The organism is Pseudomonas sp. TCU-HL1 (genome assembly GCF_001708505.1).
Taxonomy (GTDB): Bacteria; Pseudomonadota; Gammaproteobacteria; order Pseudomonadales; family Pseudomonadaceae; genus Metapseudomonas.
The window spans coordinates 5,795,514-5,819,711 of the sequence record NZ_CP015992.1; the positions used below are offsets into that span (position 1 = coordinate 5,795,514).

The window sequence follows — 24,198 nt, forward strand, 5'->3', positions numbered from 1 at the left end:
ACTCGTGATCGTCCCGGGCACCTCAAGCAGTTGCGGTCTTCCCGACCCCGGGCGGGACGTTCGCGCCCCGCCTTACCGCTCCCTACTTCAGGTTCACAGGCTTGGCAGCAGCTTCGCCGGCATCAGGCGGTTCAGGCAGCCGCTGGCCAGCAGCGTGCTGGCGGTTTCGATGTCCGGGGCGAAGAAACGGTCTTCCTGGTAGTAGGACACCTGTGCGCGCAGCAGGCCGCGAGCCTCTTCAAGCTTCGGCGAGCTCTTCAGGCCTTCGCGGAAGTCCAGGCCCTGACAGGCGCCGAGCCATTCGATGGCGAGGATGCCGCGCACGTTCTCGGCCATGGCCCAAAGGCGCTTGCCGGCGTTCGGGGCCATCGACACATGGTCTTCCTGGTTGGCCGAGGTGGGCAGGCTGTCGACGCTGGCCGGGTGGGCCAGGGCCTTGTTGTCGCTGGCCAGCGCAGCCGCAGTGACCTGGGCGATCATGAAGCCGGAGTTGACCCCGCCGTTCTCCACCAGGAAGGGCGGCAGCTGGGACATGTGCATGTCCATCATCAGCGAGATGCGGCGTTCGGACAGCGAGCCGATCTCGGCGATGGCCAGGGCCAGGTTGTCGGCGGCCATGGCCACCGGCTCGGCGTGGAAGTTGCCGCCGGAAATCACATCGCCCTCTTCGGCGAACACCAGCGGGTTGTCGGAGACGGCGTTGGACTCGATCTCCAGCACTTCAGCGGCCTGGCGCAGCTGGGTGAGGCAGGCGCCCATGACTTGCGGCTGGCAACGCAGGGAGTACGGGTCCTGCACCTTGTCGCACTTCTCGTGGGAGCGGGCGATCTCGGTGCTGGCGGTGAGCAGGTCACGGTAGGCGGCGGCCACATCGATCTGGCCGCGCTGGCCGCGGGCGGCGTGAATACGCGCATCGAAAGGAGCACGGGAACCTAACATGGCCTCGACGCTCAGGCCACCGCACACGGCGGCGCCGGCGAACAGGTCTTCGGCCTCGAACAGGCCGCGCAGGGCGTAGGCGGTGGAGACCTGGGTGCCGTTGAGCAGGGCCAGGCCCTCCTTCGCGGCCAGGGTCAGCGGCTCCAGGCCGGCAACCGCCAGGGCCTCGGTAGCCGGCAGCCATTGGCCCTTGTAGCGCGCCTTGCTCTCGCCAAGCAGGATCAGGGACATATGCGCCAGGGGCGCCAGGTCGCCAGAAGCGCCCACCGAGCCCTTCAGCGGAATGTGCGGGTAGACCTCGGCATTGATCAGCGCGACAAGGGCATCGATCACCTTGCGGCGGATACCGGAGAAACCGCGCGCCAGGCTGTTCACCTTGAGCAGCATGATCAGGCGCACCATGGCGTCGTCCAGCGGCTCGCCGACGCCGGCGGCGTGGGACAGCACCAGCGAACGCTGCAGCTTTTCCAGATCGGCCGGGGCGATGCGGGTTGAAGCCAACAGGCCGAAGCCGGTGTTGATGCCGTAGGCGGTGCGGCCTTCAGCGACAATGCTCTCGACGCAGGCAACACTGGCGTCGATGGCCTTGCCGGCACTGGCGTCCAGGGTCACTTGCACGGGGGCGAGGAAGGCCTGGCGCAGTTGCGCCAGGGTCAGGGTTCCGGGTTTCAGGTTCAGCACGTTCACACTTAAGCTCCTTTGCCAATCATCGGCAGGTTCAGGCCCTGCTCGCGGGCGCAATCAATGGCGATCTGGTATCCGGCATCGGCATGGCGCATCACGCCGGTGCCTGGGTCGTTGGTCAGTACGCGGGCGATCCGAGCCGCAGCCTCGTCGGTGCCATCGCAGACGATGACCATGCCCGAATGCTGGGAGAAGCCCATGCCCACGCCGCCGCCGTGGTGCAGCGACACCCAGGTGGCGCCGCTGGCGGTGTTCAGCAGGGCGTTGAGCAGCGGCCAGTCGGAAACGGCATCTGAACCGTCCTGCATGGCTTCGGTTTCGCGGTTCGGGCTGGAGACCGAGCCGGAGTCCAGGTGGTCGCGACCGATGACGATGGGGGCAGACAGTTCACCGCTACGCACCATCTCGTTGAAGGCCAGGCCGAGCTTGGCGCGCAGGCCCAGGCCGACCCAGCAGATACGCGCCGGCAGACCCTGGAAGCTGATGCGCTCGCGGGCCATGTCCAGCCAACGATGCAGGTGGGCGTCGTCCGGGATCAGCTCCTTCACCTTGGCGTCGGTCTTGTAGATGTCCTGCGGGTCGCCCGACAGCGCGGCCCAGCGGAACGGGCCGATGCCACGGCAGAACAGCGGACGGATATAGGCCGGGACGAAGCCGGGGAAGTCGAAGGCATTGGCCACGCCCTCTTCCTTGGCCATCTGGCGGATATTGTTGCCGTAATCGAAGGTCGGCACGCCCATCTTCTGGAAGTCGAGCATGGCTTGTACATGTACGGCCATGGACTGCTTGGCGGCCTTGACCACGGCGGCCGGCTCGGTCTGTGCGCGGTCGCGGTACTGTTCCCAGGTCCAGCCGATCGGCAGGTAACCGTTCAACGGGTCGTGGGCGCTGGTCTGGTCGGTGACCATGTCCGGACGTACACCACGACGCACGAGCTCAGGCAGGATCTCGGCGGCGTTGCCCAGCAGGGCGATGGAGATGGCCTTGCCTTCGGCGGTGTACTTGGCGATGCGCGCCAGGGCGTCGTCCAGGTCGGCGGCCTGCTCGTCGACGTAGCGGCTGCGCAGGCGGAAATCGATGCTGGTCTGCTGGCATTCGATGTTCAACGAGCAAGCGCCGGCCAGGGTCGCGGCCAGGGGCTGGGCGCCGCCCATGCCGCCGAGGCCGGCGGTGAGTACCCAGCGACCGGCGAGGTTGCCGTTGTAGTGCTGGCGGCCAGCCTCGACGAAGGTTTCATAGGTACCCTGGACGATGCCCTGGCTGCCGATGTAGATCCAGCTGCCGGCAGTCATCTGGCCGTACATGGCCAGACCTTTGGCATCCAGCTCGTTGAAGTGTTCCCAGGTCGCCCAGTGCGGCACCAGGTTGGAGTTGGCGATCAGCACGCGCGGCGCATTGGCGTGAGTCTTGAACACACCGACCGGCTTGCCGGACTGCACCAGCAGGGTTTCGTCTTCGTTCAGTTCCTTGAGAGTCTCGACGATCTTGTCGTAGCACTCCCAGTTACGCGCGGCGCGGCCGATGCCGCCGTAGACCACCAGTTCCTTCGGGTTTTCCGCCACCTCGGGGTCGAGGTTGTTCATCAGCATGCGCAGCGGCGCTTCGGTCAGCCAGCTTTTGGCGTTCAGCTTGTTGCCACGCGGGGCGCGGATTTCGGTGTCACGGAATTTGGTCATGCCTGGCTCCTCGTAGGGTGGTAGCGGTGGGCAGCGTCTCTGCCTATCGGCAGGGGAAGCAGAAGATATCTGCACACATATGAACTTGTACATACAAGCATATGCAAGCCAAGGGCCAAAATCCGGCAGACAACCAGGGAGGACAGCTGGAGGCCTTACCGAGCAAGGGCGCCAGCCTATTATCCTGTATAGACAAGTATAGAAAAGAAAGGTGAGAAAACTGTTACCGACCGGGTGACATGCCCGATTTCGAAGCAGCCACGTACCCAGGTGAGTATTCAGGTAACAGTCATTTCAAGGACGCATCCACTCGCTGGGCCACGTCCGCCGGCACCCAGTGCGACCAGATATTCCGGTGCTCGCGGAAGAACGCATCAGCCATGGGGCCAGCCTCGATGCGTTCTTCGGCCATGCGCGCGAGGATGCGGTTGAACAACGGCAAGGGGATTTCCACCTTCTCCAGCACCTGCACTAGCGCCGGCGCTTTCTCGTGCAGGTCGCGGGATACGCCGATGGAGATCTTCGCCGGCAGCGAGCGGGTGCCGATCGGCTTGGGGTTGCTTGGGTCGATCAGGGTTTCCCAGGCTTTCTGGTCGAAGGGCGGCTCTTCCAGCTGCACCAACGGGTAACGGCCCATCAAGGGTGTTGGCGACCAGTAATAGAAGAGGATCGGCTGGCGCTGGCGAATGGCCGAGCTGATGGCCGCATCCAGCGCAGGGCCGGTGCCGGTGCGGAAGTTCACGTAGCTGTCTTCCAGGCCATAAGCCTTGAGCTTCTGGCTGTTGACGCCCTCGCAGGTCCAGCCGGTGGGGCAGTTGTAGAAACGACCTTTAGTGCGATCCTCCGGGTCCTTGAACAGCGCCTTGAAACGCGGCAGGTCGCTGACCGAGCGCAATCCCGCAGCGGGCGCGCCCTCCCCTTTCACCAGGTATTCGGGCACCCACCAGCCCTCGGTAGCGCCCTTGACCGGCTCGCCAACGGCGAAGACCTCACCCGCCGCCTCGGCCTTGCGCCACAGCTCGCTGCGTCCGGCCCACTGCTCGGCGATCACCTGGATGTCGTTCTGCCGCAGGGCGTTTTCCATGGTCAGCGTGTTACCGGGCAGGACGTCGGTCTTGCAGCCAAAGCCCTTCTCCAGCAGCACCCGCAGGACTTCGGTGGTGAACATGCCGCTTTCCCAGTTCAGCCCGGCCAGCACCACGGGCTTGGGATAAGGGCATTCGGCGGCTTCGGCCTCCAGCGAGGCAGGCAGGGCAAGGGACAGGGCGATGGCGGCGAGAACACTGTGGCGGGGCATGGACGGCTCCGGCAGGCATGGCGAGCGACAGGGTTAGGTGTAGACCCTGTAGCGGCATCGTGCCCGGTCCTGTAGATCCTATGCAAAGGCCGCCCGCACGCCGATTCTTAATCCGGGGGATAGAAGGTTTGGCCCAGAGGAGGAATCGACATGCGAACGGCCTACGTTGAACAGCATAGTGCGAACGAACCGGTCTTGGCAGTGGCGCTGGAGTTGGCCAGGGCCAGTTGGAAAGTGGCGCTGAGTGATGCCCGGCGCGCCCCCCGGCTGAAGACAGTCGACGCACCGCAACCCCTGGCGCGCCTGGAGCAGGTGGTGCAAACGATCGCGGAGACGCGCGCGCTCTGGGCGTTGCCAGCGTCCGCCAGAGTGGTCGTGGTGTATGAAGCGGGCCAGGATGGCTTCTGGCTACAGCGCGCCTTGCAGGCGCGTGCGCTGGAGGTCCTGGTGATCGATCCAGCGAGCCTGCTGATGGCGCGGCGGAGGCGTCTGGCCAAGACTGACCGGCTGGACGCCTTGCGCCTGGTGGAGGCCCTGCTGGCCTGGCTGCGTGGCGAGCAGCGGCGTTTTCAGGTGGTGTGCCCGCCCAGCGTCGAGGACGAGGATCGCCGGCACTGGGGGCGCGAGCGCCAGCAGTTGCAGCGCGAGCTGCAGCAGCACCGCAACCGGATCGAGAAGCTGCTGGCGACGGTGGGCTGCTGGACCCGGCTGGATCGTGCCGGCCGCCAACAACTGGCCGAGGGCACGCTGCAGGACTGGGCTGGCCAGGCGCTGGGGGCGGCGCTGCAGGCCCGCCTGCAGCGGGAGCTGCAACGCTGGCAGGAGGCCCGGACCCAGCTGCGGCGGCTGGAGCACGAACACGCGCAGCGCTTCGGCACCCGCCAGGCCGAACAAGTGGCGCGACTGAGCCAGTTGCGCGGCATCGGCACCGTCGGCGCCCGGCAACTGGTACTCGAGCTGTTCTGGCGGCAGTTTCGCAACCGCCGTCAGTTGGGGGCCTGCGTTGGCCTGGTGCCCTCGCCCTACGACAGCGGCACGCTGCGGGTCGACCAGGGCATCAGCAAGCAGGGTAATCCCCGGGTCCGCGCGCTGCTGGTCGAACAGGCCTGGCTATGGCTGCACTACCAGCCGAACAGCGCCCTCAGCCACTGGTTCGCCAAGAAGGCCGGCGGTGATTGCCGTCGCAGTCGACGGGTAGCGATCGTGGCCCTGGCGCGACGCCTGGTGATCGCCTTGTGGCGCTACCTGGAGCGCGGTGAGCTGCCGGCGGGTGCAACACTGAAAGCCGTGCCCTGACACCACCACTCAGCCAGCGAGCCGCGACGAAAGAGTTACGCAGTCAACACGCCCGTAATTCGCCCGGGTCATCAGCGCGATGACCGATCTTGTAGAAAGGGTGTGGTGCAAAGGGGTATGCCTGAGCGCAACGCGCAAGCAGGATCGTGTTGGTCCTCGTGACCAGCGGATAGAAGGTGGTGAGACGCTAGGTCTCACGAGCAGCATGCCCCGCTGCCTTGATGCGTGCCCCAAGTCATGAATCGGAGGAACAGGCCTTGACACCGAGATCTTCATAGAAGGGGCGAATTCATTCGCCGAGGGCAGCGCAGCTGCCCTCTTTCGGGCCTTGTAAGGCAGACCTCCGGCCTGCTTGGCGAATGAATTCGCCCCTACAAGATGAATTGGCCGTGCGCCTTAGCGCGGCGTCAGCTCGATCAGGCAGCAGGCGGAGCCGTTGCCGTTCAGCGTTACCTGGGCGAGAGCGCCGGGGTTTTCGAGGTGCAGGCAATCATGCCGACCCAGCACGTCGGAACGCTTGCCGTCGAGATCGAGGGTCACACCGTCGTCGGCAGCAAACAGCAGCAGGGTGCTCGCGGACGAGAAGAACCTGACCTCACCCTCGACCCGCAGCCATTGCAGGCGCGCGGCGCAGCGCTGCGGCGAGTAGATGAGGTTGAAGTCGCGGATCGGCCCGTCGATCAGCTCGCACTGCACCACGCTGCCGCCATCGAAGGCGAAGGCATCCAGGGCAGTGAGATCGCGGGAGCGCTGGCCATCCACCTCCAGGTGCATGCCGGCGCCTTCCAGCACGGTGATGACGCGCTGGTAGCCGGTGAACGCGGAAAAGCCGCCGGACTCACTGACATCGGCAATGGACAACCGCCAGCCGAAGCCGTCGAGACCGTCACCTGCATCGCGGGCGATTTCCAGGGTGGAACCGGCGCCGTTCTTCCACGGCATGCGGGGGTAATCGGCGGCGCGTAGCAGGCGGGATGGGGTCATGAACCGAAACGTCCTTCGAGGCGGTAGCGGGAGCCGGGGTAGAGAAGGCGCGCGCTGGTCACGGTATTACGCCCGGACCAGGTGCGCCGGCGAATCAGCAGGCAGGGCTCGCCGCGCTCGATCTGCAGCAGCTTGCATTCATCAGCGTCGGCCAGGATGGCCTCGACCACGTGCTCACCCTCAGTCAGCGGGGCCACGCTGGACAGGTAGGCGTAGGGCGTCTGGCGAGTGAAGTCCTGCTTCAGGTAATCCGGGGCGACGGACGGGTTCACGAAGCGGTCTTCGATCTGCACCGGCACATCGTTCTCGAAATGCACGATGCGCGAGTGGAACACCCGCTGCCCCTCACGCAAGTCCAGCGCCAGCGCACGCTCGGGGCCGGCCACTTCATCCACCAGGCTGACCACCACGCAATGATGGCGATGGCCGCGTGCGGCGATCTCTTCGGCGATGTTGTGCACTTCGAACAGCGCCGACTGGCCCTTGGGCTCGGCGACGAAGGTGCCCACGCCCTGCATGCGCACCAGCAGCCCTTCGGCGGTCAGCTCGCGCAACGCGCGGTTGATGGTCATGCGGCTGAACCCCAGTTCGTTGACCAGCTCGCTCTCGGACGGCACGCGATAGTGTGGCGGCCAGGCTCCGCTCTGGATCTGCTGGCTGATCATCTGCTTGACGCGCGCATAAAGCGGTGCGGGAGCGTCGCCGATCTGGGCGGAGAGTGAAGATGGCGCGGCGGGCGAACTGGGCACGGGAAACTCCTTGTCGGCGAAGAGGCAGGGCCCTGGGAAGTAGACAGGCGGAGACCGGAGCCGGTTATCCGCTTCCGGCATGTACCGGATTCGACAACTCCAGACAAGTGCGCGACTGACGTGAGTTTACGTTACCCACAAACATCTGTATATGTATATACAAATAAAACAACCCATCTCCGGGGCCTTACCATGTCCGCTTTCTTCGCAGAACGCGCCCTGCTGCCGCAGGGCTGGGCACGCAACGTCCGCTTCGAAGTTTCCTCCCTGGGCCTGATCGAACAGGTCGTTGCCGATGCCAATCCGCAAGGCGCCGAACAGCTCGCGGGACCGGTACTGGCGGGTATGCCGAACCTGCACTCCCATGCATTCCAGCGCGCCATGGCCGGGCTCGCCGAAGTGGCGGGCAACCCCAATGACAGCTTCTGGACCTGGCGCGACCTGATGTACCGGCTGGTGGGCCGGCTCGACCCGGAGCAGGTGGAGGTCATCGCCCGCCAGCTCTATATCGAGATGCTCAAGGCCGGCTATACCAGCGTCGCCGAGTTCCATTACGTGCACCACGATGTCGATGGCCGCCGCTACGCCGACCCTGCAGAACTGTCCCTGCGCGTCAGCCAGGCTGCCCGCGATGCCGGCATCGGCCTGACCCTGCTACCGGTGCTCTACAGCCACGCCGGTTTCGGCGGACAGGCGCCCAACGACGGGCAACGCCGCTTCATCAACAGCACCGACAGCTACCTGACCCTGCAGGAACGCCTGCGCGGCGAGATCGCCCGCCAGCCCAACCAGCAACTGGGCCTGTGCTTCCACTCCCTGCGCGCGGTGACTCCCGAACAGATCAACGCGGTGCTGGCAGCGGAGCACGACAAGCGCCCCATCCATATCCATATCGCCGAGCAGCAGAAAGAAGTGGACGACTGCCTGGCCTGGAGCGGCCGCCGGCCGTTGCAATGGCTGTATGAAAACGCTCCGGTGGATGAGCGCTGGTGCCTGGTCCATGCCACCCATGCCGAGCCGGACGAAGTGGCCGCCATGGCGTCCAGCGGCGCAGTGGCGGGCCTCTGCCTGACCACCGAAGCCAACCTGGGCGACGGCATCTTCCCGGCGGTGGACTTCCTCGCCCGAGGCGGTCGCCTGGGCATAGGCTCCGACAGCCATGTATCGGTCAGCGTGGTGGAGGAACTGCGCTGGCTGGAATACGGCCAGCGCCTGCGCGATCAGCGCCGCAATCGCCTCTACCGCGCCAACCAGCCCCAGGTCGGACGCACCCTGTTCGACGCCGCCCTGGCCGGCGGAGCCCAAGCCCTCGGCCAACCCATAGGCGCCCTGGACGTCGGCAAGCGGGCTGACTGGATTGTGCTGGATGGTAACGACCCTTACCTCGCCACGGTCGAAGGCGATGCCCTGCTCAACCGCTGGCTGTTTGCCGGCGGCGATCGCCAGGTGCGCGATGTGATGGTAGGGGGTAAGTGGGTGGTACGGGACGGCAGGCATGCGGCCGAAGTGGAAACGGCAAAGGCGTTTGCGGGGGTGTTGAAGGAAGTCCTGCGCTGACACGGATAACCCTCTCCCCCGCCCCTCTCCCTGAAGGGCGAGGGGGGCTTGTCCGTGCCGGTGGCAGGTTCAATGCCTGGAAGGACTCGGAGTCGCCGATGGTCTTCGCGGTGCCAGGCGCGAGTCACCCCTCTCCTCTTCAGGGGCGAAGAGGCACGCTTTTGGAAGCACTGCTTCCGGTGCCGATAAGCGCCCTGACGCGCAGCGTCAGGGCTGGGGCGCAGAGCGGGGGCTGGGGGTGAGGGCATTGTCCGGCACGCGCCAGATCAGCAGGTCGGTGTCGTATCCCTGTTCTTCCGCCACTTCCAGCAGTTGCTCGCGGGTCTTCGCCGATACCACCGGCGTGCGCGAGAGCAGCCAGAGGTACTTGCGATCCGGGTTGCCAACCACGGCGGTGCGGTAGTCGTCGTCCAGGTAGAGCACCCAGTAATCGCCTTTCGCAACACCCGGGAAGAGTCGGGAAAACCAGTTGTCGAAACGCACCCAGAGTTTGTCGGTATGGCCTTTCACCTGGGGCACGGCGTTGCCACGGGCTTCCTTCCAGTCGCCGTCCAGGGTGCGGCAGCGGTTCAGCACACCCACGCTACCGTCACCCTGCAGGCTGTAATGGGCCTCGGACTGAGCGCATCCGCGCTGGAAGAACATCGGCAACCGCGCCAACTCGTACCAGGTGCCCTGGTAACGCTCCAGATCCACCGCCGCCACCGTGCGCGGCGGCTGCGAGTCCTCGCCATGACTGGCGCAGCCTGCCAGCAGCAGCGCCGCCAGCAATGCGCCCAGGCGTTTCACTTGAGTCCCTTGCCGGAGAACATCAGCACCTTGTCTCCGGCGTACTGCACGCTGACGAACGCCTTCTCATCTCCCCAGGTGCAGCTGGTGAAGCCGACCGCGCCTGCGCATTCGGTGGGGTTGCCCAGCAGCTGCTCCACCTCGGCCTTGGTCATGCCGGACTTGAGCTTGGAATAGTTCTCTTGACTGAGTTTGTTGCAGGCCGCCAGCACCAGGCAGCAGGACAAGAGGGCGAGGGTACGCAGGGACATGGAGCACTCCTTGGTGGATAGGACGCGACAAGCTTGGCACAGCGGTCGCGAGAGTGCCCCATTTGAACCTAGAAGCGTGAGCCGGGTTCCAGCAGGAAAGCGGATTCTTCGGCGCTGGAGGGGCGGCCAAGAACGGCATTGCGATGCGGAAAGCGACCGAAGCGGGCGATGACGACGCGATGGCGCTCGGAGAAATCGAGAAAGCCTTCGAACAGCTCCCGTTCCGACGCAGCGGCGCCGTCCAGCAGCAGGCGATAGCAATAGAGGGCGCGCTCCTGGCTGGCCAGGTCCTCGGCGTGCTCCAGCACCAGATAGATGAACACCTGGCGAATGGGGGGTAGCTTCCGCTCCAGGCCACGGGCCAGGCCGTCAGCCACCAGCGCCTGGGCTCGGGCGTCGCCGGCGAAACCGCGCGGGGTGTTGCGGAAGATCATGCGCGGCAGCTGGTCCAGTAGGAGGACCAGCGCCAGCCAGCCATCGGGCTGCCCGGCCCAGTCGCCGAGCCCACCGGCCAGGGCCTGCTCGACGAGGTCACCGAAGCGCTCGCGCGCCTCGATGTCCTGGCTGTCTTTCTTGCCGAACCAGAGCTTCTGGCGCGCCGCTGCGGTCTCGCTGGCGATGGCCTCGGGGCCGAACCACCAGTCGAGCAGCGGCTGCCAGGGCGTCACGGCTTACTCCTGGTGGTAGCCAGTAACGCGGGCGACTTCTTCCTTGGAGCCCAGGAACACCGGCACGCGCTGGTGCAGGGAGGTCGGCTGGATATCGAGGATGCGCTGGCGACCATCGGTCGAGGCGCCGCCGGCCTGCTCGATGATGAACGACATCGGATTAGCTTCGTACATCAGGCGCAGCTTGCCGGGCTTCTCCGGCTCGCGGGCGTCCCATGGGTACATGAAGATGCCACCGCGGGTGAGGATGCGGTGCACGTCGGCCACCATGGAGGCGATCCAGCGCATGTTGTAGTTCTTGCTCAACGGGCCTTCCTTGCCGGCCAGCATCTCGCTGACGTAGCGCTTCACCGGGGCTTCCCAGTGACGCTCGTTGGACATGTTGATGGCGAACTCGGCGGTGGTTTCCGGCACGCGGATGTTGTCGTGGGTGAGCACGAAGCTGCCCAGCTCGCGGTCAAGGGTGAAGCCCTTCACGCCGTCGCCCAGGGTCAGCAGCAGCATGGTCTGCGGGCCATAGATGGCATAACCGGCAGCGACCTGCCTGGAGCCCGGCTGAAGGAAGGCCTGCTCGTTGAGGCTGTCATTCTGGGAGAGGTGCTGCTCGGGGCAACGCAGCACCGAGAAGATGGTGCCTACCGACACGTTCACGTCGATGTTGGAGGAGCCGTCCAGCGGGTCGAATACCAGCAGGTAGGCACCTTTCGGGTACTTGCCGGGAATCTGGTAGGCATTGTCCATCTCCTCGGACGCCATGCCGGCCAGGTGGCCACCCCACTCGTTGGCTTCCAGCAGGATTTCGTTGGACATCACGTCCAGCTTCTTCTGCACTTCGCCCTGCACGTTCTCGGTGCCCATGCTGCCGAGTACGCCACCCAGGGCACCCTTGGACACCGCATGGCTGATTTCCTTGCAGGCGCGCGCGACGACCTCGATGAGGAAGCGCAGATCGGCAGGGGTGTTGTGGCTTCTGGTCTGCTCGATCAGGTAGCGACTCAGGGTAACGCGGGACATGGAATGGCTCCGGAGGGTGGAAAAATGCGCGCAGTTTAGCGCGAGTCGATTCGCAATGCCTCTCAGCGGGATGGAAGGTGCTGAAACGGCCACGGTTGCAGCCGGTAAAGGCTACGAATTCATCTGACGCCGACGTCAGCCGGGGGTTCAGCCGGCAGCGGACTCCGCCAGCCATCGCACCTGGTTGCGGCCGTTGCGCTTGGCCTCATAAAGCGCGGCATCCGCCACCTGCATCAATTCTTCCAGCGTCTGCCCCTGCGCGGGCCAGACCGCCAGCCCCGCCGACAGGGTGACCGACAGCAGCCCCTCGCGCGTGGGCAATGGCTGACCGGCCAGCTCCTGGCAAAGCACATTCAGGCGCAGGCAGGCCTCTTCGGCCGTGGCGCCGGGCAACAGCAGCAGGAACTCCTCGCCGCCGATGCGGAACACGGCATCGCTGCCACGCAGGTTGCCCGTGAGGTGAATAGCCACTGCACGCAACACGTCGTCACCGACCAGGTGACCGTGGCGGTCATTGAGCTGCTTGAAATGGTCGAGGTCGATCAGCGCCAGGGCGATGGGCGTGCGCTCACGCTGGCTGCGCGCCAGTTCACGGGCGAACAGCTCGCCGAGGTGACGGCGGTTGTAGAGGCCGGTCAGCGGGTCACGCAGGGCCTGCTCCTGCAGCTGCTCGTGCAGGCGAGTAATGGTGCGCAGGCGTTCTTCGCTGGTGGCCAGGGCTTCGGCCAGCTTGAGCTCGCTGCAATGGCGCTCGGTGATGTCGCGCAGGTAGAGCATCTGCCCGAGGATGAAAGTGCCGCCACGGGTGACCCGTTCGATATCGCGCGAGCGCACCTCGAAATAGCGCGAGGAACTGGCCGGAATCAGCAACATCTCCCGCCCGCCCGCCGCCAGCATCGCCTCCAGCTCGACGCCATAGATCGGCCAGCGCGCCAGCGGCATGCCCTGCCAGGCACCGGGTTGCTCCGCCAGCGCCAGGGCTGCGGGGTTGGCGTCGATCACCCGACGCCGGGGGTCGACCACCAGCACCGGGTCGGGCAGCTCCTCCAGCAGCAGGTGACGGGCCACCGGCAACAGGTCGAACAGACGGACGCCGAGGATCAGGCAGGTGAAAGCCACCAGGGTGAAGGCGAAGCTGAACGGCGTGGGGTCGAAGCCGAACAACGTCCAGCCAAAGGCCACGTAACTCAGGTTGGCGCCCCAGGGCACACAGGTGACCAACACGAAGGCCAGGTAATGCCGCCGGTGCAGGCCCTGGCTCGCCAGGGCGGCGCGGGTTACCACGGCCAGGCAGAAAATCATGAAGACGTAGACGTAGACGGCCACCACATCGAAGAGCGGACCGTGGTCATAGCGGATCGCCGCGCCGGGCGTGTCGTCCATCGGCAGGCTGCCGGGGCCGTAGAACAGCTGGTGCCAGGGATTGCTGAGCGCCATGCCGGACGCCACCAGCGGGCCGATGCCCAACAGCATGAAGCCACGCAGGCTCAAGGGTTCACGAATACTGTTGACGTATTGCCAGAGGAACACCGCCCAGAAGGTCGGCACGCCGACGATTCCCGGCCACGCCATGCTGGCCCAGAACACCTTGCATTGTGGCCCTTGCGCGGCGAGTTCCAGGGCGGCGGCGACCAGCCACCAGAAGATGCCGGCGTGCAGGACAAGAAAGCTTTCGCGCCCGGGGAAATGCCGCTGCCGGCCGACCCAGCGGGCCATGAGGATCACCCCCAGGCCGAGCACCAGCGCCACCGCTGTCGGCAGGTTCAGGCTCCAGTCGCTGCTCAGGCAAGCGTTCATCGCCAGGCTCCGGACTGAGTGGCCTGGCGTTTATGCGGGCGCGGGTAAAACTGCTGAAGGCTGGGCACTGGCCGTCCTGACCTGAGGTTGGGGCCACATGCCGGGGCCCGAGCAGAAACAGGGCAAAGATACATCAAAAAGCCAGTACTGCCGCCGTCACGAGCGTGCGGCCGGTCGGCGCAGCAGGCTGAAAGCCATAGCACCGAGCAGGCCAACACCCAGCAACAACACCGCCCAGAGCCCGATTCGCTTCCAGACGACCTGCTCGCGCGTCTGGCGTTCGGCAGCGTACTGCCCGGTCTGCGGCGGAATCGCCACGGCCTTAGCGCGGCCCATCTCTTCCAGGCTGGCGCTGCTGAAGCCGGGCACCAGGGTGGCCAGGGGCAGCTCCGTGCGGCTCGCGTCGAGGTTGCCCAGTGCCAGGGTGAACGGCGGGTTGCCACGGGCGAGGAACACCACCTGAGTGGCATGCATGCCCACCTCAAGGCTCGGCACCTGCTGGCCGAAACCGCCGGCGCGCTGGTCGACAGTCAGGCGCAGTTGCTTGACCGCCATCCAGCCGGGCAGGTCCAGTTCTTCCTGGGCCACTTCCTTGCCCTCTTGTGGTAGCCGATAAAGCAGACCAGAGGCCAGGGACTGCCACTGCGGCGTCCCGTCGCGGCGCGCCTCCACCTGCACCGGCAGCAGGCTGCCAGGCCGTTCGACGGCAATGCGCAGGCGCTCGACAGGCAGGCCCAGGGGCAGGTCCCAGAGATACTGCCCGTCCTTGGCGCTGGCCGGCTCCAGCGGCGCCGACCAGGCCATCGCGGCGGGCAGACTTTCGCGGCTGGAGCTCACCACCTTTACCGCGGTCAGGGCCGGCGCCTGTTGAGGGCTCAGCCAGAGCAGGCGCAGGTAACGCGCGCGGCGGCCCGGCAGGCTGACGTCGTGCTGGTCGATGCGCTGATCGGCGAACGACAGCCGCGCGACCTGCCCGTCGCCCCAGGACGTCCAGTGCTGGAGATCATCGCTGGCCTCGATCCTGAAGTGCTGGAAGCCTTCGCTATCGGAAGCCCAGTCAAGGCTGAGCTTCTCCAGGGGCGCCTGTACGCCGCTGGTATCCAGCAACCAGCCGCGCAATTGCTCACCCGCCGAGACTGGGCTTTCCGGCACTACCTGCACCACGGTGCCGGTGGTGCTGCGCTCCACCCGCACGCCGGGCAGCCCGGCGGCGCCTTCGGCGGGCCCGCGCAGGGGGAACCAGCGCACGGCATGCTCATGGCGGGCACGGCGCTCGCTGCTACTGCTGCGAGTCAGGGCGTAAGCCAGGGCCTCGCCTTCGGCATTGAACACCCGCAGGTCGCGCAGGTCGGCGTGGCGCGCGGCGAAGTGCAGGGCCATGGGCAGGTCCAGCCGGTACCAGGGCCCCTGGCCGTCCAGGCTCAATTCGACGCGCGTGGTGAAATCGTCCGGCTGCTCGGCAGCGAGCAACGGTTGGCAAAACAGCCCGAGGCTGGCCAGCAGGGCCAGGCAAGGGCGGCGCAGATAGGAAAGTCCGATCATGCGTTGACCCGCTCCTGTTCAGATTCCGCGCGCCTGGGCGGCAGGGGCGCGAAGTAGCCGACGACCAGCAACAGGACGCCGACCCCAATGAAAGACACGATGCGTTCCAGGCCGCCCCGGTTGCCTAGTTCGACGAAGAACAACTTGGCCACGACCATCGCGATCAACCCCGCCCCCACCAGCCAGAGTTCGCGGCGGGCACGCAGGTGCCCCCCGACCATCAGGCCAAGGGCGATGCTGGTCCAGACGATAGACAGCCCGGCCTGTACCAGCATGGAGTCCAGTTGAGCGTCCAGCTGATAGGGCACGCCGCCCCAATGGTGGGCGCAGCGGAACACGGCGGCGGTGGCCAGGGCGAACAACGAAACGCCCGCCACCGCCTGCGGCAGCCAGACCGGAAGCGCGGGCAGGCCGGACTGCGGCAGGCAATCCCGCAACCACAGGCATACCCCGAGCAGTGCGAAGAGCAGGCCCAGCTCCAGGGGGTTGAGCAGCGGCAGATACGGCAGCGGCTCTGCGGCGCCGTCGCTCCAGGCATTGGCTATCCAGAACCAGGCGAGCATCAGCACGGCCAGCGGCAGCGACGCCCAGAGGCGGTACTCACGCGGGTAGGTGGCGACCGGCCAGGGCAGCCGCGGGCGCAGCGCCACCACCAGCAGCCAGGCACTGGGCAACAGCGCCCAACCCAGCCAGCGCCAGGCGTTGTACTGCTCGGACAACAGCAACAGCAGGTAGCGCAGCTCCAGCGCCAGCACCCCGAGCACCAGCCAGCAGCCCAGCACGTGCGCCGCGCCCCGCGCACCGGCAGGCAGCAATCCATCAAGACGGCGCAAGGCCGACAGGTGAACGACGAACAGCGCGCCCCAGCCCGCCCAGCCCAGGTGGGCCGCCGGGTGATACTGCGGTTCCCAGGCGACCGCCAGTGCCACAACGCCCGCCGGAGCGAGTGACAGACAGAGCAGCGCCAGCGCGCGCCATTGCTCACGCCCAGCCAGCCAGGTCGAGAATGCGACGCTGGCCGCCGCCAGCAGCAAGGCCAGCGGCACTTGCCGCTCCAGCTGGGCGAAGCGACCGATTTCCGCCAGCCAGCTCAGGGCCCACCAGCCGGCGCTCCAGGCCAGCAGCAGCTGCGCCAGGTGGCCCAGGCTGAGCGTCCCCATGGATGCCTCGCCGAGCGCCGCTCGCTGCAGCCGCCAGGCGCCCACAAAGGCAGCCAGGGCCAGCACTGTCGGCGTCCAGAAACCGGCATGGGCCAGCGGGCGCAGGCCTTCGCCGCTCAGCTCACCCAGAAGCACCGGACTCACCGCAAGGAAGCTCATGCCTGCCAGCAGTTGCAGGAACAGCCCGAAATAAAAGCCGGCGCGCTGCTGCAAGTGCAGGCTGAGCCAGAGAATCAGCAGCCCGCTGCCTGCCCAGACTGCGCCCGCGGTTCGCCACGGCAAGACGAACAGCACCGCCAGATTGACGAAGGCCAGCCCCGCCAGCAGCACCAGCGAAAGGCCGCGCAGCAACCCAGCGTCCTCACGTACCCGTTCGTCGCGGGCGGCCAGCAGCATGCCGGCGATCAGCGCCAATCCAATCAGCGAAGCCACCATCAGCCCACGCCAGCCCGGCACACCGCCGGTACCCAGCCCGGAGCCATCCAGATCCAGCAGGAAGATCGCGCCGCCGAGCAATTGCACCGCAAAGGCACTGAACAGGAACGCGCGGGACTGCAGGCGCAGCCCCACGAACAGCGTCGCCAACCCGGCCAGAGCCCAGGCGATGGCCGTGCCTTCAGCCGCGAACAGCTGCGGCGCCATCACGTAGAGGAACGCCAGCCCCGTGCAGGCCAGCAACGACTGGCTCCGTTGCTCCAGCGAAGTGGCCGCCTCGGCAGGGGCCTGGCGCAACTGCCAGAACACGAACAACAGCGCTGCGCCGAGCATCAGGGCACCGAGCGGCGAGCCATCCAGCAGGGTACCGTCGCCAGCACTCAGCCTACCGAGGAAGGCCACTGCCGCGCCGAACTGCAACAACAGGGCGAAAGCCCGCGCCAGCGGGCGCCCCTGGCGCAAGCCCAGCCAATAGATGCCGGCGCCTTCCACGGCCCAGGCGGCGGAGGTCCAGCGCGCATCCAGCCCCAGCGGAATCGCCAGGCTGCCGAACACCACGCCCAGCGCCAGGCAGGTTTCCACCAACAGCAGCGCGCGGCCTGCGGTACGGCCCGCCAGAATGCGCGCCAGAACGATATAGAACAGCCCCAGGGCGAGGGCACTGAAGGCAGCACCGAACTCGAGATGGCGGATCAACGCCACCTGCAGGCCGAAGCCGATGATCGGCGGACCGAAGAGTACGGTGCCGTCTACCGTGTCGCCCTGGCGAGCGGACCAGCGCAGCAACTCGCCGCGCTCCTCGGGGGCATCCACCGCCTCCGCCAGCTTGCGCCGGGCGAACAGCAGGCCGATCCCCACGTACATCAGGAAGAACAGCACCAGGAACGGCTCGGTACTGGCGAAGAGTTCCGGCCGATAGGAACGCAGACCCCAGGCGAAGCCGATGCCGAAGGTGCCGACGAAACCGATCAGGTTGAGCAGCCGCCAGGCCTTGAACCAGGCGATCGCGAAGATGCCCGCATTGAGCAGGGCGAAGTAGCTGAACAGTGCCACGTGGTTGCCGCTGCCGCTGGAGGTGAGGATGGGCGCAGCAAAGCCGCCCAGCGCGGCGACGGCAGCCAGACCGAGGGCGTTCTGGGCCACGGCGAGAATGGCGGAAAACAGCGTCACCGCCACCAACAGCCCGAAGGCCATCGCCGGGTCCAGCAGGGGATGCAGGCGCATGGCGGCGAAGATCGTCAGATACAGCACGGCAATCCCGGCGCCCTGCAGCATCAGGCCGTAATTGGGATTGCGTCGGCGCAGCCACCAGCCCAGCCCGAGCAAGGCAGTGGCCGCCAGGGCGACCCCGGCATAGCGCACCTCGATGGGCACCACCATGCCTTCGGTGGCGTAACGCAGCAGGAACGCCAGGCCCAGGAACAGCAGCACGATGCCGATGCGCAGCACTGTATTGCCGCCGAACAGCCAGTCGCGGGCGGCAGCCAAGCCACGTTCGAGCAACGAGGGTTCACGGGGTTTGGGCGGGATCGGAGGTACGTTGCGCGGCGCGCTGGGGCGGGTCTCCTGGCCCCAGGCATCGGCGGCTACCGGAGCCGGAGCTGGCGTGGGCGCAGGTTCAGCGGCAGCCACAGGCTCGGCCAGCACATCCGCCGGCAATTCCCAGACGAGGTCGGAGTCGTCCTCGGCTTCGGCTACCGCCTCGACAGGGGTGGAGGCAGGCTGGGCAGCGGGCGGCATCTGCTCGGCCTGCTGCGCCCTGCCCTGCTCCACCTTGAGCAATCGCTCGTGAATGGCCTGGGTGCCCTTGTCGAACCGGGCGGAAAAACTGGCGAGCGACTTGCGCAGCTCGGCGTTCTCCCGCGCCAGCCCCTGGAGGCGAACGGCCTGGCCCAGCCCCAGGCCCATCAGGCCACCAATCAGGGCTCCCACGACGCTTTCATCAATCCCGACCCCGAAGGCCAGGCCAACCAGCATGAAGATCCATTGCATGCAGCGTTCACTCGGATGATTGAGCACTCTGGACCGCATCCATCGCAGCCACGACCGGCCGGAAGCTACAGGAGATCCGGCGCCTACCCAATACAGACGCCTGTCATCTGGCTCACAGATACAGAGATTCCTACAGCTCAGTACGCCATCGGTACAAATACGGCAAGACAAAGGGAAATTTCGCATTCCCCGACGGGAAACTGTTCACTTTTTCACCGACATCGCTATGATGCCCGCCCCTCTTTCCTAGCCTGCTCGCCGACCATGAAGACCATGATGATCGTCGGTGCCGACCTCGACCGGACGGACACCTGGATCAAATACGAAAAGACCATGTGCCACGCATGCGTCTCCAGCTGCTGCACCATGCCGGTCGAAGTGCGGCTGAGCGACCTGATCCGCCTGGAGCTGGTGGCCGAGTTCGAACGCGGCGAACCGCCGAAGAACATCGCGAAAAGGCTGATGAAAGACGGTGTGGTGGAGCGCTTCAACCAGAAGTCCGGCATCTTCACCCTCACCCGCATGGGCAACAATGACTGCTACTTCCTCGACCGCAGGAGCCGTCTGTGCACCGTGTACGACAAGCGCCCGGAAACCTGCCGCAACCACCCGAAAATCGGCCCGCGCCCCGGCTATTGCGCCTTCAAGCCGAAGGACTGAGATTCAGCGGGTCCCGCCATGGTGAAGCTGTCGGCTGTGTGAGCGATTTCAATCGCGATGCGGACCGCAGGTTCGCCCGGCCAGGTTCCTGGGGCAGCTGCGCTGCCCTCTCGCGAATGAGTTCGCCCCGACCGTCAGATGGCCGGTTCTTGAAGGTTGTGGCTGAGCTCTGCAAAGCCCAACGCGCAGCCCGACCGGGAATCGTTGGGTTTCGCTTCGCTCTACACCAACCTACAGGACCGGCATCATCCTGCTGGTTCGCTGACTCGTAGGGTGCGCCATGCGCACCGGGAAACCTGCACCTTGACCTCGGTGCGCACAGCACAGCCACAAAATCGCAGGATGCAGAGACAGGGATCAGCCCCGGACGGCACCTAGCACCTTTTTCACCAGGCTCACCCCAGCCAGCACCAGCGCGCCGGCGGCGATGCCCGCCAGGCCATCGACCAGGATCTGCACCAGCCAGGAGAAACCGCCGGACGCGGCCAGCACCGGTTCCAGCAGGTGGTGGGCCGCGGGAATGCCATGGAGGATGATGCTGCCACCCACCAGGAACATGGCCGCAGTGCCCAGCACCGACAGCCCCTTCATCATCCAGGGCGCGGTGGCCAGGATGGCGCGTCCAATGGCCTGGGCCACTGAACTGTTCTGACGTACCAGGTAGAAGCCGAGGTCATCCAGCTTGACGATGCCGGCCACCAGGCCATACACGCCCACCGTCATGATCAGCGCAATGCCCACGAGCACCGCCACCTGGTTGCCAAAGGTCGCCGCAGACACGGTGCCCAGGGTGATGACGATGATCTCGGCGGAAAGGATGAAGTCGGTGCGGATGGCGCCCTTGATCTTGTCCTTCTCCATGGCCACCAGATCTACCTCCGGGTTGGCCACGGCTTCGGTCAGCGCCGCATGGGCCTGCTCATCCTCTTCGTGGCTGTGCAGCCACTTGTGCGCCAGCTTCTCGAACCCTTCGAAACAGAGGAAGGCGCCACCCACCATCAGCAGCGGGATGACCGCCCAGGGCGCAAAGGCACTGATCAGCAGGGCCGCAGGGACCAATATGGCCTTGTTCACCAGCGACCCCTTGGCCACCGCCCAGACCACTGGCAGCTCGCGCTCGGCGCGTACGCCGCTGACCTGCTGGGCATTGAGCGCCAGGTCATCGCCCAGCACGCCTGCGGTCTTCTTCGCAGCGACTTTGGTCATTACCGAGACGTCATCGAGCAGGGTCGCGATGTCGTCGATCAGGGTCAGCAGGCTGGCTCCGGCCATGGTGTGTCCTTCAAAGGGAGTCGGGGCGCCGTAGGTCGGCGAAGACGAACTACAGACAAAAACGCCCCGCGGGTCAACCCGGCGGCGCCGTTCTGCCAGCCCCTTTACCGTCTTCGCTGACCACTTTCAGGTCCGCCGCCCTGGCTTTGGGCTTGATCAGGCTGAAATCGATCAGTGCCTTTGGCTGGTACGGATCGCCGATCAGCAACGGCCGGGCCTGGAAACCGGCGTTGACCAGGCTTCGACTCGGGTCGAAATCGTCGAAGCGGAGCCCGGCAAGGTCCGCCCAGGTGTGAATGAAACTGGAACTGCTGTAAGGCCGCCCGAGGTTGGCGCCGAGCTCCTGGGGGTGCTCGGCGCGCCACTGAGGCGAGCGCCAGAGCATGAACGGAATGGTGTACATGGGCGCGGTAGGTGCCGCCTCGTTGCGCCCCAGCACGTGCGGGTGTTCCTGGTCGAACACCGCCTCGCCGTGATCGGAGAGGTAGAGCAAAAAACCATTGGCGCGGCTGCCGGAGAACTTGTCGATCAGGCTCGACACCACGTGGTCGTTGAACAGCACGGCGTTGTCATAGCTGTTGTAGGTGGGCAACTGGTCGTCGGTGACGTTGGCCGGTACGCCCTGGCGGTCGGTGAAGCGCTCGTACTCCGGCGGATAGCGGTATTGGTAGCTCATATGAGTGCCCAGCAGGTGCACCACGATGAACTTGCGCGGCGCCGGGTCGGCCAGCACCTTCTCGAAGGGCGGCAGCACATCATCGTCGTACTGGCGCGCGTTCTGGTTACGGTTGTTGTTCAGGTAGACCTGCTCATCCGCCTGCCTGGAGAAGGTGGTGAGCATGGTGTTGCGCTTGGTCAGCGTCTGCTGGTTGGTGATCCAGTACGTCTTGTAGCCGGCCTGCTTCATCATGTTCAGCAGCGACGGCTTGGTCAGGTAGAGGTCGGGGTTGTTTTCATCAGCGAAGGTCAGCACCTGTTGCAGCGCTTCGATGGTGTAGGGGCGTGGCGTGATGACGTTATTGAAAACGTCGAGCTGATCGCGGAGGCGATCGAGGTTCGGCGTGGTCTGGCGCGGATAACCGTAGAGGCTCATGCGCTGGCGATTGGTGGATTCGCCGATCACCAGCACCAGGGTCGCCGGCAGGCCGGCATTGGCATCCTTGAAATGGGCCAGCGGTGCGATGCGAGCGTTGCCTTCCAGCAGGTCGTGCATGCTGTCCAACTGCTGGCGGTATTGCCGGTAACCCACCAGCAGTTGCCAGGGCACGGCCGGCTCCATGCGCTTCTCGAAGCTGTCGCGCGCCGCCTCGAAGGTCGCGTTGCCCAGCCCCTGCTTCACAGCCGGATACCCCACCAGCGCAGCCAGCAGCGCCACACTTGCAAGCATCGCCTTGCTGCGGGGTAGATGAACCGGGCGCAGGCGCATCCACAACAACACGGCCCCCAGGGCATAGCCGAGGAAAGCCGGCACCATCCACCAGGCAAAGTATTGGGTCAGGTATTCCGAGCCTTCCGCCACGTTCGATTCGAACATGATGAAGATGACACTCTGGGAAAACTCCTGGCCGTAGATCAGGAAGTAACCGAAGGCCGGCAGCGACGCGAGCCAGAGCAGCCCGCCGACGACCGCCGCGATGGCCCGCGTGCGCCCCGGGAACAACAACACCGGGATCAGCCACAGGCCACTGAGCAGGAACGCCTGGCGAAACCCGGTGAATCCACTGACGCCCGTTACCTGGATCAGCAGTTGGGTGACGCCCGAGAAGTACCAGAAAAAGAGGAAGAGCCAGCCAAGCCCAGCCCAGTCGAAACGCCGCTCCCCGGCCTTGTGTAAATCGAACTGCATAGACATCTGCCCTAGTCGAGCCCTGACCAGACCATCTGATCGAAAAGCAGGGAATATGACTGCGAATACGTGAAAAGTTCGTCAATAGTCCCTCAACCCGGCCGGGAACACCGTTCTCGAAATGGGCTCAGGAATATGAACCCGCCGCTGGTTTCCTGGGCTGGAAACTTCTTCGCTGCTTGTATGAACGCGAAACCCAGCGCCAAGAAAAAGCCCCCGCCGGATCGCTCCGACGGGGGCTTTTCATTCACTGGGACCGAAAGGGGACAGAAAAACAGGAAAAAAGAGAAAAAGGGGACGACTAAAAAGGGGACCGACTAAAAAGGACTAAAAAGGGGACAGATTTATTTAAGCACTCTAACCCTGACCTCAAAGACAGCTTTAGAGTAGGGGAAATAAATCTGTCCCCTTTTCGTTTCTTCGCTTTTCCTTTCGGAAAAATAAATCCGTCTACTTTTCTCTGCGCTCACTCATTCTTTATTATTCACACTCAAATAATCACTAGGAAGACGATAGTCCTCAGGAATTACGGGCCATCCATACTCTTCCGAAAAAGCAACACTCTCAATATCCTCAAAAATCCCCTCAAACTGATTAAGAAGCCTTAGAGCCACACCTCTTGCCACAACCAAAGCAGCAACCTGAACCAACTTATCATTTTTTTCCAGCGCCTTACTGAATATACAGATCTGTTCATTAAGCTTTCTTAGAGACCCACAGAATTCATCACTCCAGTCAATAGAGAAATCACTAGAAAAATCGTTAATGCGCTCTATCGGAAATCCTTTAGATTCAAATAAATTCAAAAGCGCGATCCTCACACAATTCAGTTCAATATCATTTTTCACTCTATTTTCCTCCCAACTGCAGCCTGTGTCTTTGACGCATTAATTTCACCATCTAAGTTTAGGACATACCTGAACCTTCCTTTACTATCAAACACCTCAAGGTGGTTCTTGTGCTGCGCAAAAAAGGGGACAGATTTATTTAAGCGCTCTAATCCTGACATCAAAGACAGTTTTAGAGTATGAAAAATAAATCTGTCCCCTTTTCCGGTCTTGACGCCAAAAGCATCTTTCAACTCACGCAGATCATCGACGTAGCGCAGAAAATCGCCGTCCTCTGCAAAAACGACTTGCCGGTTGTGGCCCCGCTGCACAATGTGATGCGGATAGTTTGGTAACAACACCCGCCCGACCCTAGGCATGTTCTCTCCCTCCGTAGCTAGCTTCAGTCGGAATTAGAGTAAGTAAAATAAATCCACCCCTTCTCTGCGCTTTATTTAATAACCTTTAAAGAAAAACAACATAACATACACAAACAATGCCACCACACCCATTAGCCCCCTAACGTATGGATTCGAGTCTTTACCAACCCCTCCTCCAGCGGAAAACACAATCTCCCGCCCACTAACAAACGAATAAAAGCATTGCCCAAACCATAACTGCCCCAACAAGACCCCCCAAAAAACATCACGCCCCCCCTGAAATAAAAATAAATTAACAAGCGAAGACACAACCATGACAACAAGGACAACATACCTAACACCATATAACAAACCAAGAAATTTACTCATCATTTGATAGAACC

Annotated in this window: 19 protein-coding genes and 1 pseudogene; 3 read left to right on the forward strand and 17 right to left on the reverse strand. The window is 64.4% G+C overall.

Annotated elements, in window-relative coordinates; translation table 11 throughout:
- Nucleotides 1–93 precede the first annotated feature (93 nt).
- The 3 genes from hutH to THL1_RS26545 all read right to left on the reverse strand — a co-directional run bounded on the left by hutH (nucleotide 94) and on the right by THL1_RS26545 (nucleotide 4,596).
- Nucleotides 94–1,626, reverse strand: coding sequence for a histidine ammonia-lyase (hutH, locus tag THL1_RS26535; protein WP_069086036.1), 1,533 nt, complete (start codon nucleotides 1,624–1,626; stop codon nucleotides 94–96).
- A gap of 2 nt (nucleotides 1,627–1,628) precedes the next feature.
- A complete protein-coding gene (hutU, locus tag THL1_RS26540) occupies nucleotides 1,629–3,299 on the reverse strand; it encodes a urocanate hydratase (protein ID WP_069086037.1) in 1,671 nt (556 codons plus the stop codon).
- A gap of 289 nt (nucleotides 3,300–3,588) precedes the next feature.
- Entirely contained in the window at nucleotides 3,589–4,596 is a 1,008-nt protein-coding gene (locus THL1_RS26545) for an ABC transporter substrate-binding protein (protein ID WP_145928390.1), read from the reverse strand.
- Between the two features lie 150 nt (nucleotides 4,597–4,746).
- Here THL1_RS26545 and THL1_RS26550 point away from each other — a divergent pair, with 150 nt between their 5' ends.
- Entirely contained in the window at nucleotides 4,747–5,892 is a 1,146-nt protein-coding gene (locus tag THL1_RS26550) for an IS110 family transposase (protein ID WP_069082015.1), read from the forward strand.
- Between the two features lie 396 nt (nucleotides 5,893–6,288).
- Here THL1_RS26550 and THL1_RS26555 read toward each other — a convergent pair whose 3' ends face one another.
- Entirely contained in the window at nucleotides 6,289–6,876 is a 588-nt protein-coding gene (locus THL1_RS26555) for a HutD family protein (protein WP_069086038.1), read from the reverse strand.
- The gene (gene hutC / locus THL1_RS26560) at nucleotides 6,873–7,625 is read right to left on the reverse strand and encodes a histidine utilization repressor (protein WP_069086039.1); all 753 of its coding nucleotides are present in this window, start codon (nucleotides 7,623–7,625) and stop codon (nucleotides 6,873–6,875) included. The genes THL1_RS26555 and hutC overlap by 4 nt, the downstream gene beginning before the upstream one ends.
- Before the next feature lie 192 nt (nucleotides 7,626–7,817).
- Between hutC and THL1_RS26565 the strand changes: the two genes are divergently transcribed.
- Nucleotides 7,818–9,182 (forward strand): formimidoylglutamate deiminase, encoded by a 1,365-nt coding sequence (locus THL1_RS26565; protein ID WP_069086040.1) that lies wholly within the window; start codon nucleotides 7,818–7,820, stop codon nucleotides 9,180–9,182.
- A 207-nt stretch (nucleotides 9,183–9,389) separates the two neighbouring features.
- Here THL1_RS26565 and THL1_RS26570 read toward each other — a convergent pair whose 3' ends face one another.
- The 7 genes from THL1_RS26570 to THL1_RS26600 all read right to left on the reverse strand — a co-directional run bounded on the left by THL1_RS26570 (nucleotide 9,390) and on the right by THL1_RS26600 (nucleotide 18,830).
- Nucleotides 9,390–9,971, reverse strand: a complete 582-nt coding sequence (locus tag THL1_RS26570; protein WP_069086041.1) for a lipocalin family protein — start codon at nucleotides 9,969–9,971, stop codon at nucleotides 9,390–9,392.
- The gene (gene bamE, locus THL1_RS26575) at nucleotides 9,968–10,222 is read right to left on the reverse strand and encodes an outer membrane protein assembly factor BamE domain-containing protein (RefSeq protein WP_069086042.1); all 255 of its coding nucleotides are present in this window, start codon (nucleotides 10,220–10,222) and stop codon (nucleotides 9,968–9,970) included. Before bamE ends, THL1_RS26570 begins: the two co-directional genes overlap by 4 nt.
- A gap of 68 nt (nucleotides 10,223–10,290) precedes the next feature.
- Nucleotides 10,291–10,890 carry a DUF924 family protein gene (locus THL1_RS26580; RefSeq protein WP_069086043.1) on the reverse strand — a complete coding sequence of 200 codons (600 nt, stop codon included), beginning with the start codon at nucleotides 10,888–10,890 and terminating at the stop codon, nucleotides 10,291–10,293.
- 3 nt (nucleotides 10,891–10,893) lie between these two features.
- The gene (locus THL1_RS26585) at nucleotides 10,894–11,904 is read right to left on the reverse strand and encodes a class 1 fructose-bisphosphatase (protein WP_069086044.1); all 1,011 of its coding nucleotides are present in this window, start codon (nucleotides 11,902–11,904) and stop codon (nucleotides 10,894–10,896) included.
- Nucleotides 11,905–12,051: 147 nt separating this feature from the next.
- On the reverse strand, nucleotides 12,052–13,701 hold the full coding sequence (locus THL1_RS26590) for a histidine kinase N-terminal 7TM domain-containing diguanylate cyclase (RefSeq protein WP_069086045.1): 1,650 nt from the start codon (nucleotides 13,699–13,701) through the stop codon (nucleotides 12,052–12,054).
- Between the two features lie 156 nt (nucleotides 13,702–13,857).
- Entirely contained in the window at nucleotides 13,858–15,243 is a 1,386-nt protein-coding gene (locus tag THL1_RS26595) for a DUF3999 domain-containing protein (RefSeq protein WP_069086046.1), read from the reverse strand.
- The gene (locus THL1_RS26600) at nucleotides 15,240–18,830 is read right to left on the reverse strand and encodes a DUF2339 domain-containing protein (protein ID WP_069086047.1); all 3,591 of its coding nucleotides are present in this window, start codon (nucleotides 18,828–18,830) and stop codon (nucleotides 15,240–15,242) included. Before THL1_RS26600 ends, THL1_RS26595 begins: the two co-directional genes overlap by 4 nt.
- 264 nt (nucleotides 18,831–19,094) lie before the next feature.
- Here THL1_RS26600 and THL1_RS26605 point away from each other — a divergent pair, with 264 nt between their 5' ends.
- A complete protein-coding gene (locus tag THL1_RS26605; protein WP_069086048.1) occupies nucleotides 19,095–19,490 on the forward strand; it encodes a YkgJ family cysteine cluster protein in 396 nt (131 codons plus the stop codon).
- Between the two features lie 357 nt (nucleotides 19,491–19,847).
- Here the strand turns inward: THL1_RS26605 and THL1_RS26610 are convergent, their stop codons facing one another.
- From THL1_RS26610 to THL1_RS29960, 5 genes and pseudogenes are all read right to left on the reverse strand, one after another.
- Nucleotides 19,848–20,762 carry a DUF808 domain-containing protein gene (locus tag THL1_RS26610; RefSeq protein ID WP_069086049.1) on the reverse strand — a complete coding sequence of 305 codons (915 nt, stop codon included), beginning with the start codon at nucleotides 20,760–20,762 and terminating at the stop codon, nucleotides 19,848–19,850.
- Between the two features lie 73 nt (nucleotides 20,763–20,835).
- Entirely contained in the window at nucleotides 20,836–22,614 is a 1,779-nt protein-coding gene (gene cptA, locus THL1_RS26615; RefSeq protein ID WP_069086050.1) for a phosphoethanolamine transferase CptA, read from the reverse strand.
- A gap of 464 nt (nucleotides 22,615–23,078) precedes the next feature.
- Nucleotides 23,079–23,456 (reverse strand): hypothetical protein, encoded by a 378-nt coding sequence (locus THL1_RS29955; protein ID WP_145928392.1) that lies wholly within the window; start codon nucleotides 23,454–23,456, stop codon nucleotides 23,079–23,081.
- Nucleotides 23,457–23,665: 209 nt separating this feature from the next.
- Nucleotides 23,666–23,815: pseudogene (locus THL1_RS29315) on the reverse strand (transposase); the annotation flags it as partial.
- Nucleotides 23,816–23,890: 75 nt separating this feature from the next.
- Nucleotides 23,891–24,187: a hypothetical protein gene (locus THL1_RS29960; protein ID WP_145928393.1), complete on the reverse strand. Its 297-nt coding sequence runs from the start codon at nucleotides 24,185–24,187 to the stop codon at nucleotides 23,891–23,893.
- Between the last annotated feature and the right edge of the window lie 11 nt (nucleotides 24,188–24,198).

Bases quoted from the DNA above. Each gene is read 5' to 3' on its own strand.
- hutU (WP_069086037.1), bottom strand. From the start codon at position 3,299: ATGACCAAATTCCGTGACACCGAAATCCGCGCCCCGCGTGGCAACAAG.
- THL1_RS26545 (WP_145928390.1), bottom strand. From the start codon at position 4,596: ATGCCCCGCCACAGTGTTCTCGCCGCCATCGCCCTGTCCCTTGCCCTG.
- THL1_RS26550 (WP_069082015.1), top strand. From the start codon at position 4,747: ATGCGAACGGCCTACGTTGAACAGCATAGTGCGAACGAACCGGTCTTG.
- THL1_RS26555 (WP_069086038.1), bottom strand. From the start codon at position 6,876: ATGACCCCATCCCGCCTGCTACGCGCCGCCGATTACCCCCGCATGCCG.
- THL1_RS26565 (WP_069086040.1), top strand. From the start codon at position 7,818: ATGTCCGCTTTCTTCGCAGAACGCGCCCTGCTGCCGCAGGGCTGGGCA.
- bamE (WP_069086042.1), bottom strand. From the start codon at position 10,222: ATGTCCCTGCGTACCCTCGCCCTCTTGTCCTGCTGCCTGGTGCTGGCG.
- THL1_RS26585 (WP_069086044.1), bottom strand. From the start codon at position 11,904: ATGTCCCGCGTTACCCTGAGTCGCTACCTGATCGAGCAGACCAGAAGC.
- THL1_RS26590 (WP_069086045.1), bottom strand. From the start codon at position 13,701: ATGAACGCTTGCCTGAGCAGCGACTGGAGCCTGAACCTGCCGACAGCG.
- THL1_RS26595 (WP_069086046.1), bottom strand. From the start codon at position 15,243: ATGATCGGACTTTCCTATCTGCGCCGCCCTTGCCTGGCCCTGCTGGCC.
- THL1_RS26600 (WP_069086047.1), bottom strand. From the start codon at position 18,830: ATGCAATGGATCTTCATGCTGGTTGGCCTGGCCTTCGGGGTCGGGATT.
- THL1_RS26605 (WP_069086048.1), top strand. From the start codon at position 19,095: ATGAAGACCATGATGATCGTCGGTGCCGACCTCGACCGGACGGACACC.
- THL1_RS26610 (WP_069086049.1), bottom strand. From the start codon at position 20,762: ATGGCCGGAGCCAGCCTGCTGACCCTGATCGACGACATCGCGACCCTG.
- cptA (WP_069086050.1), bottom strand. From the start codon at position 22,614: ATGTCTATGCAGTTCGATTTACACAAGGCCGGGGAGCGGCGTTTCGAC.
- THL1_RS29960 (WP_145928393.1), bottom strand. From the start codon at position 24,187: ATGATGAGTAAATTTCTTGGTTTGTTATATGGTGTTAGGTATGTTGTC.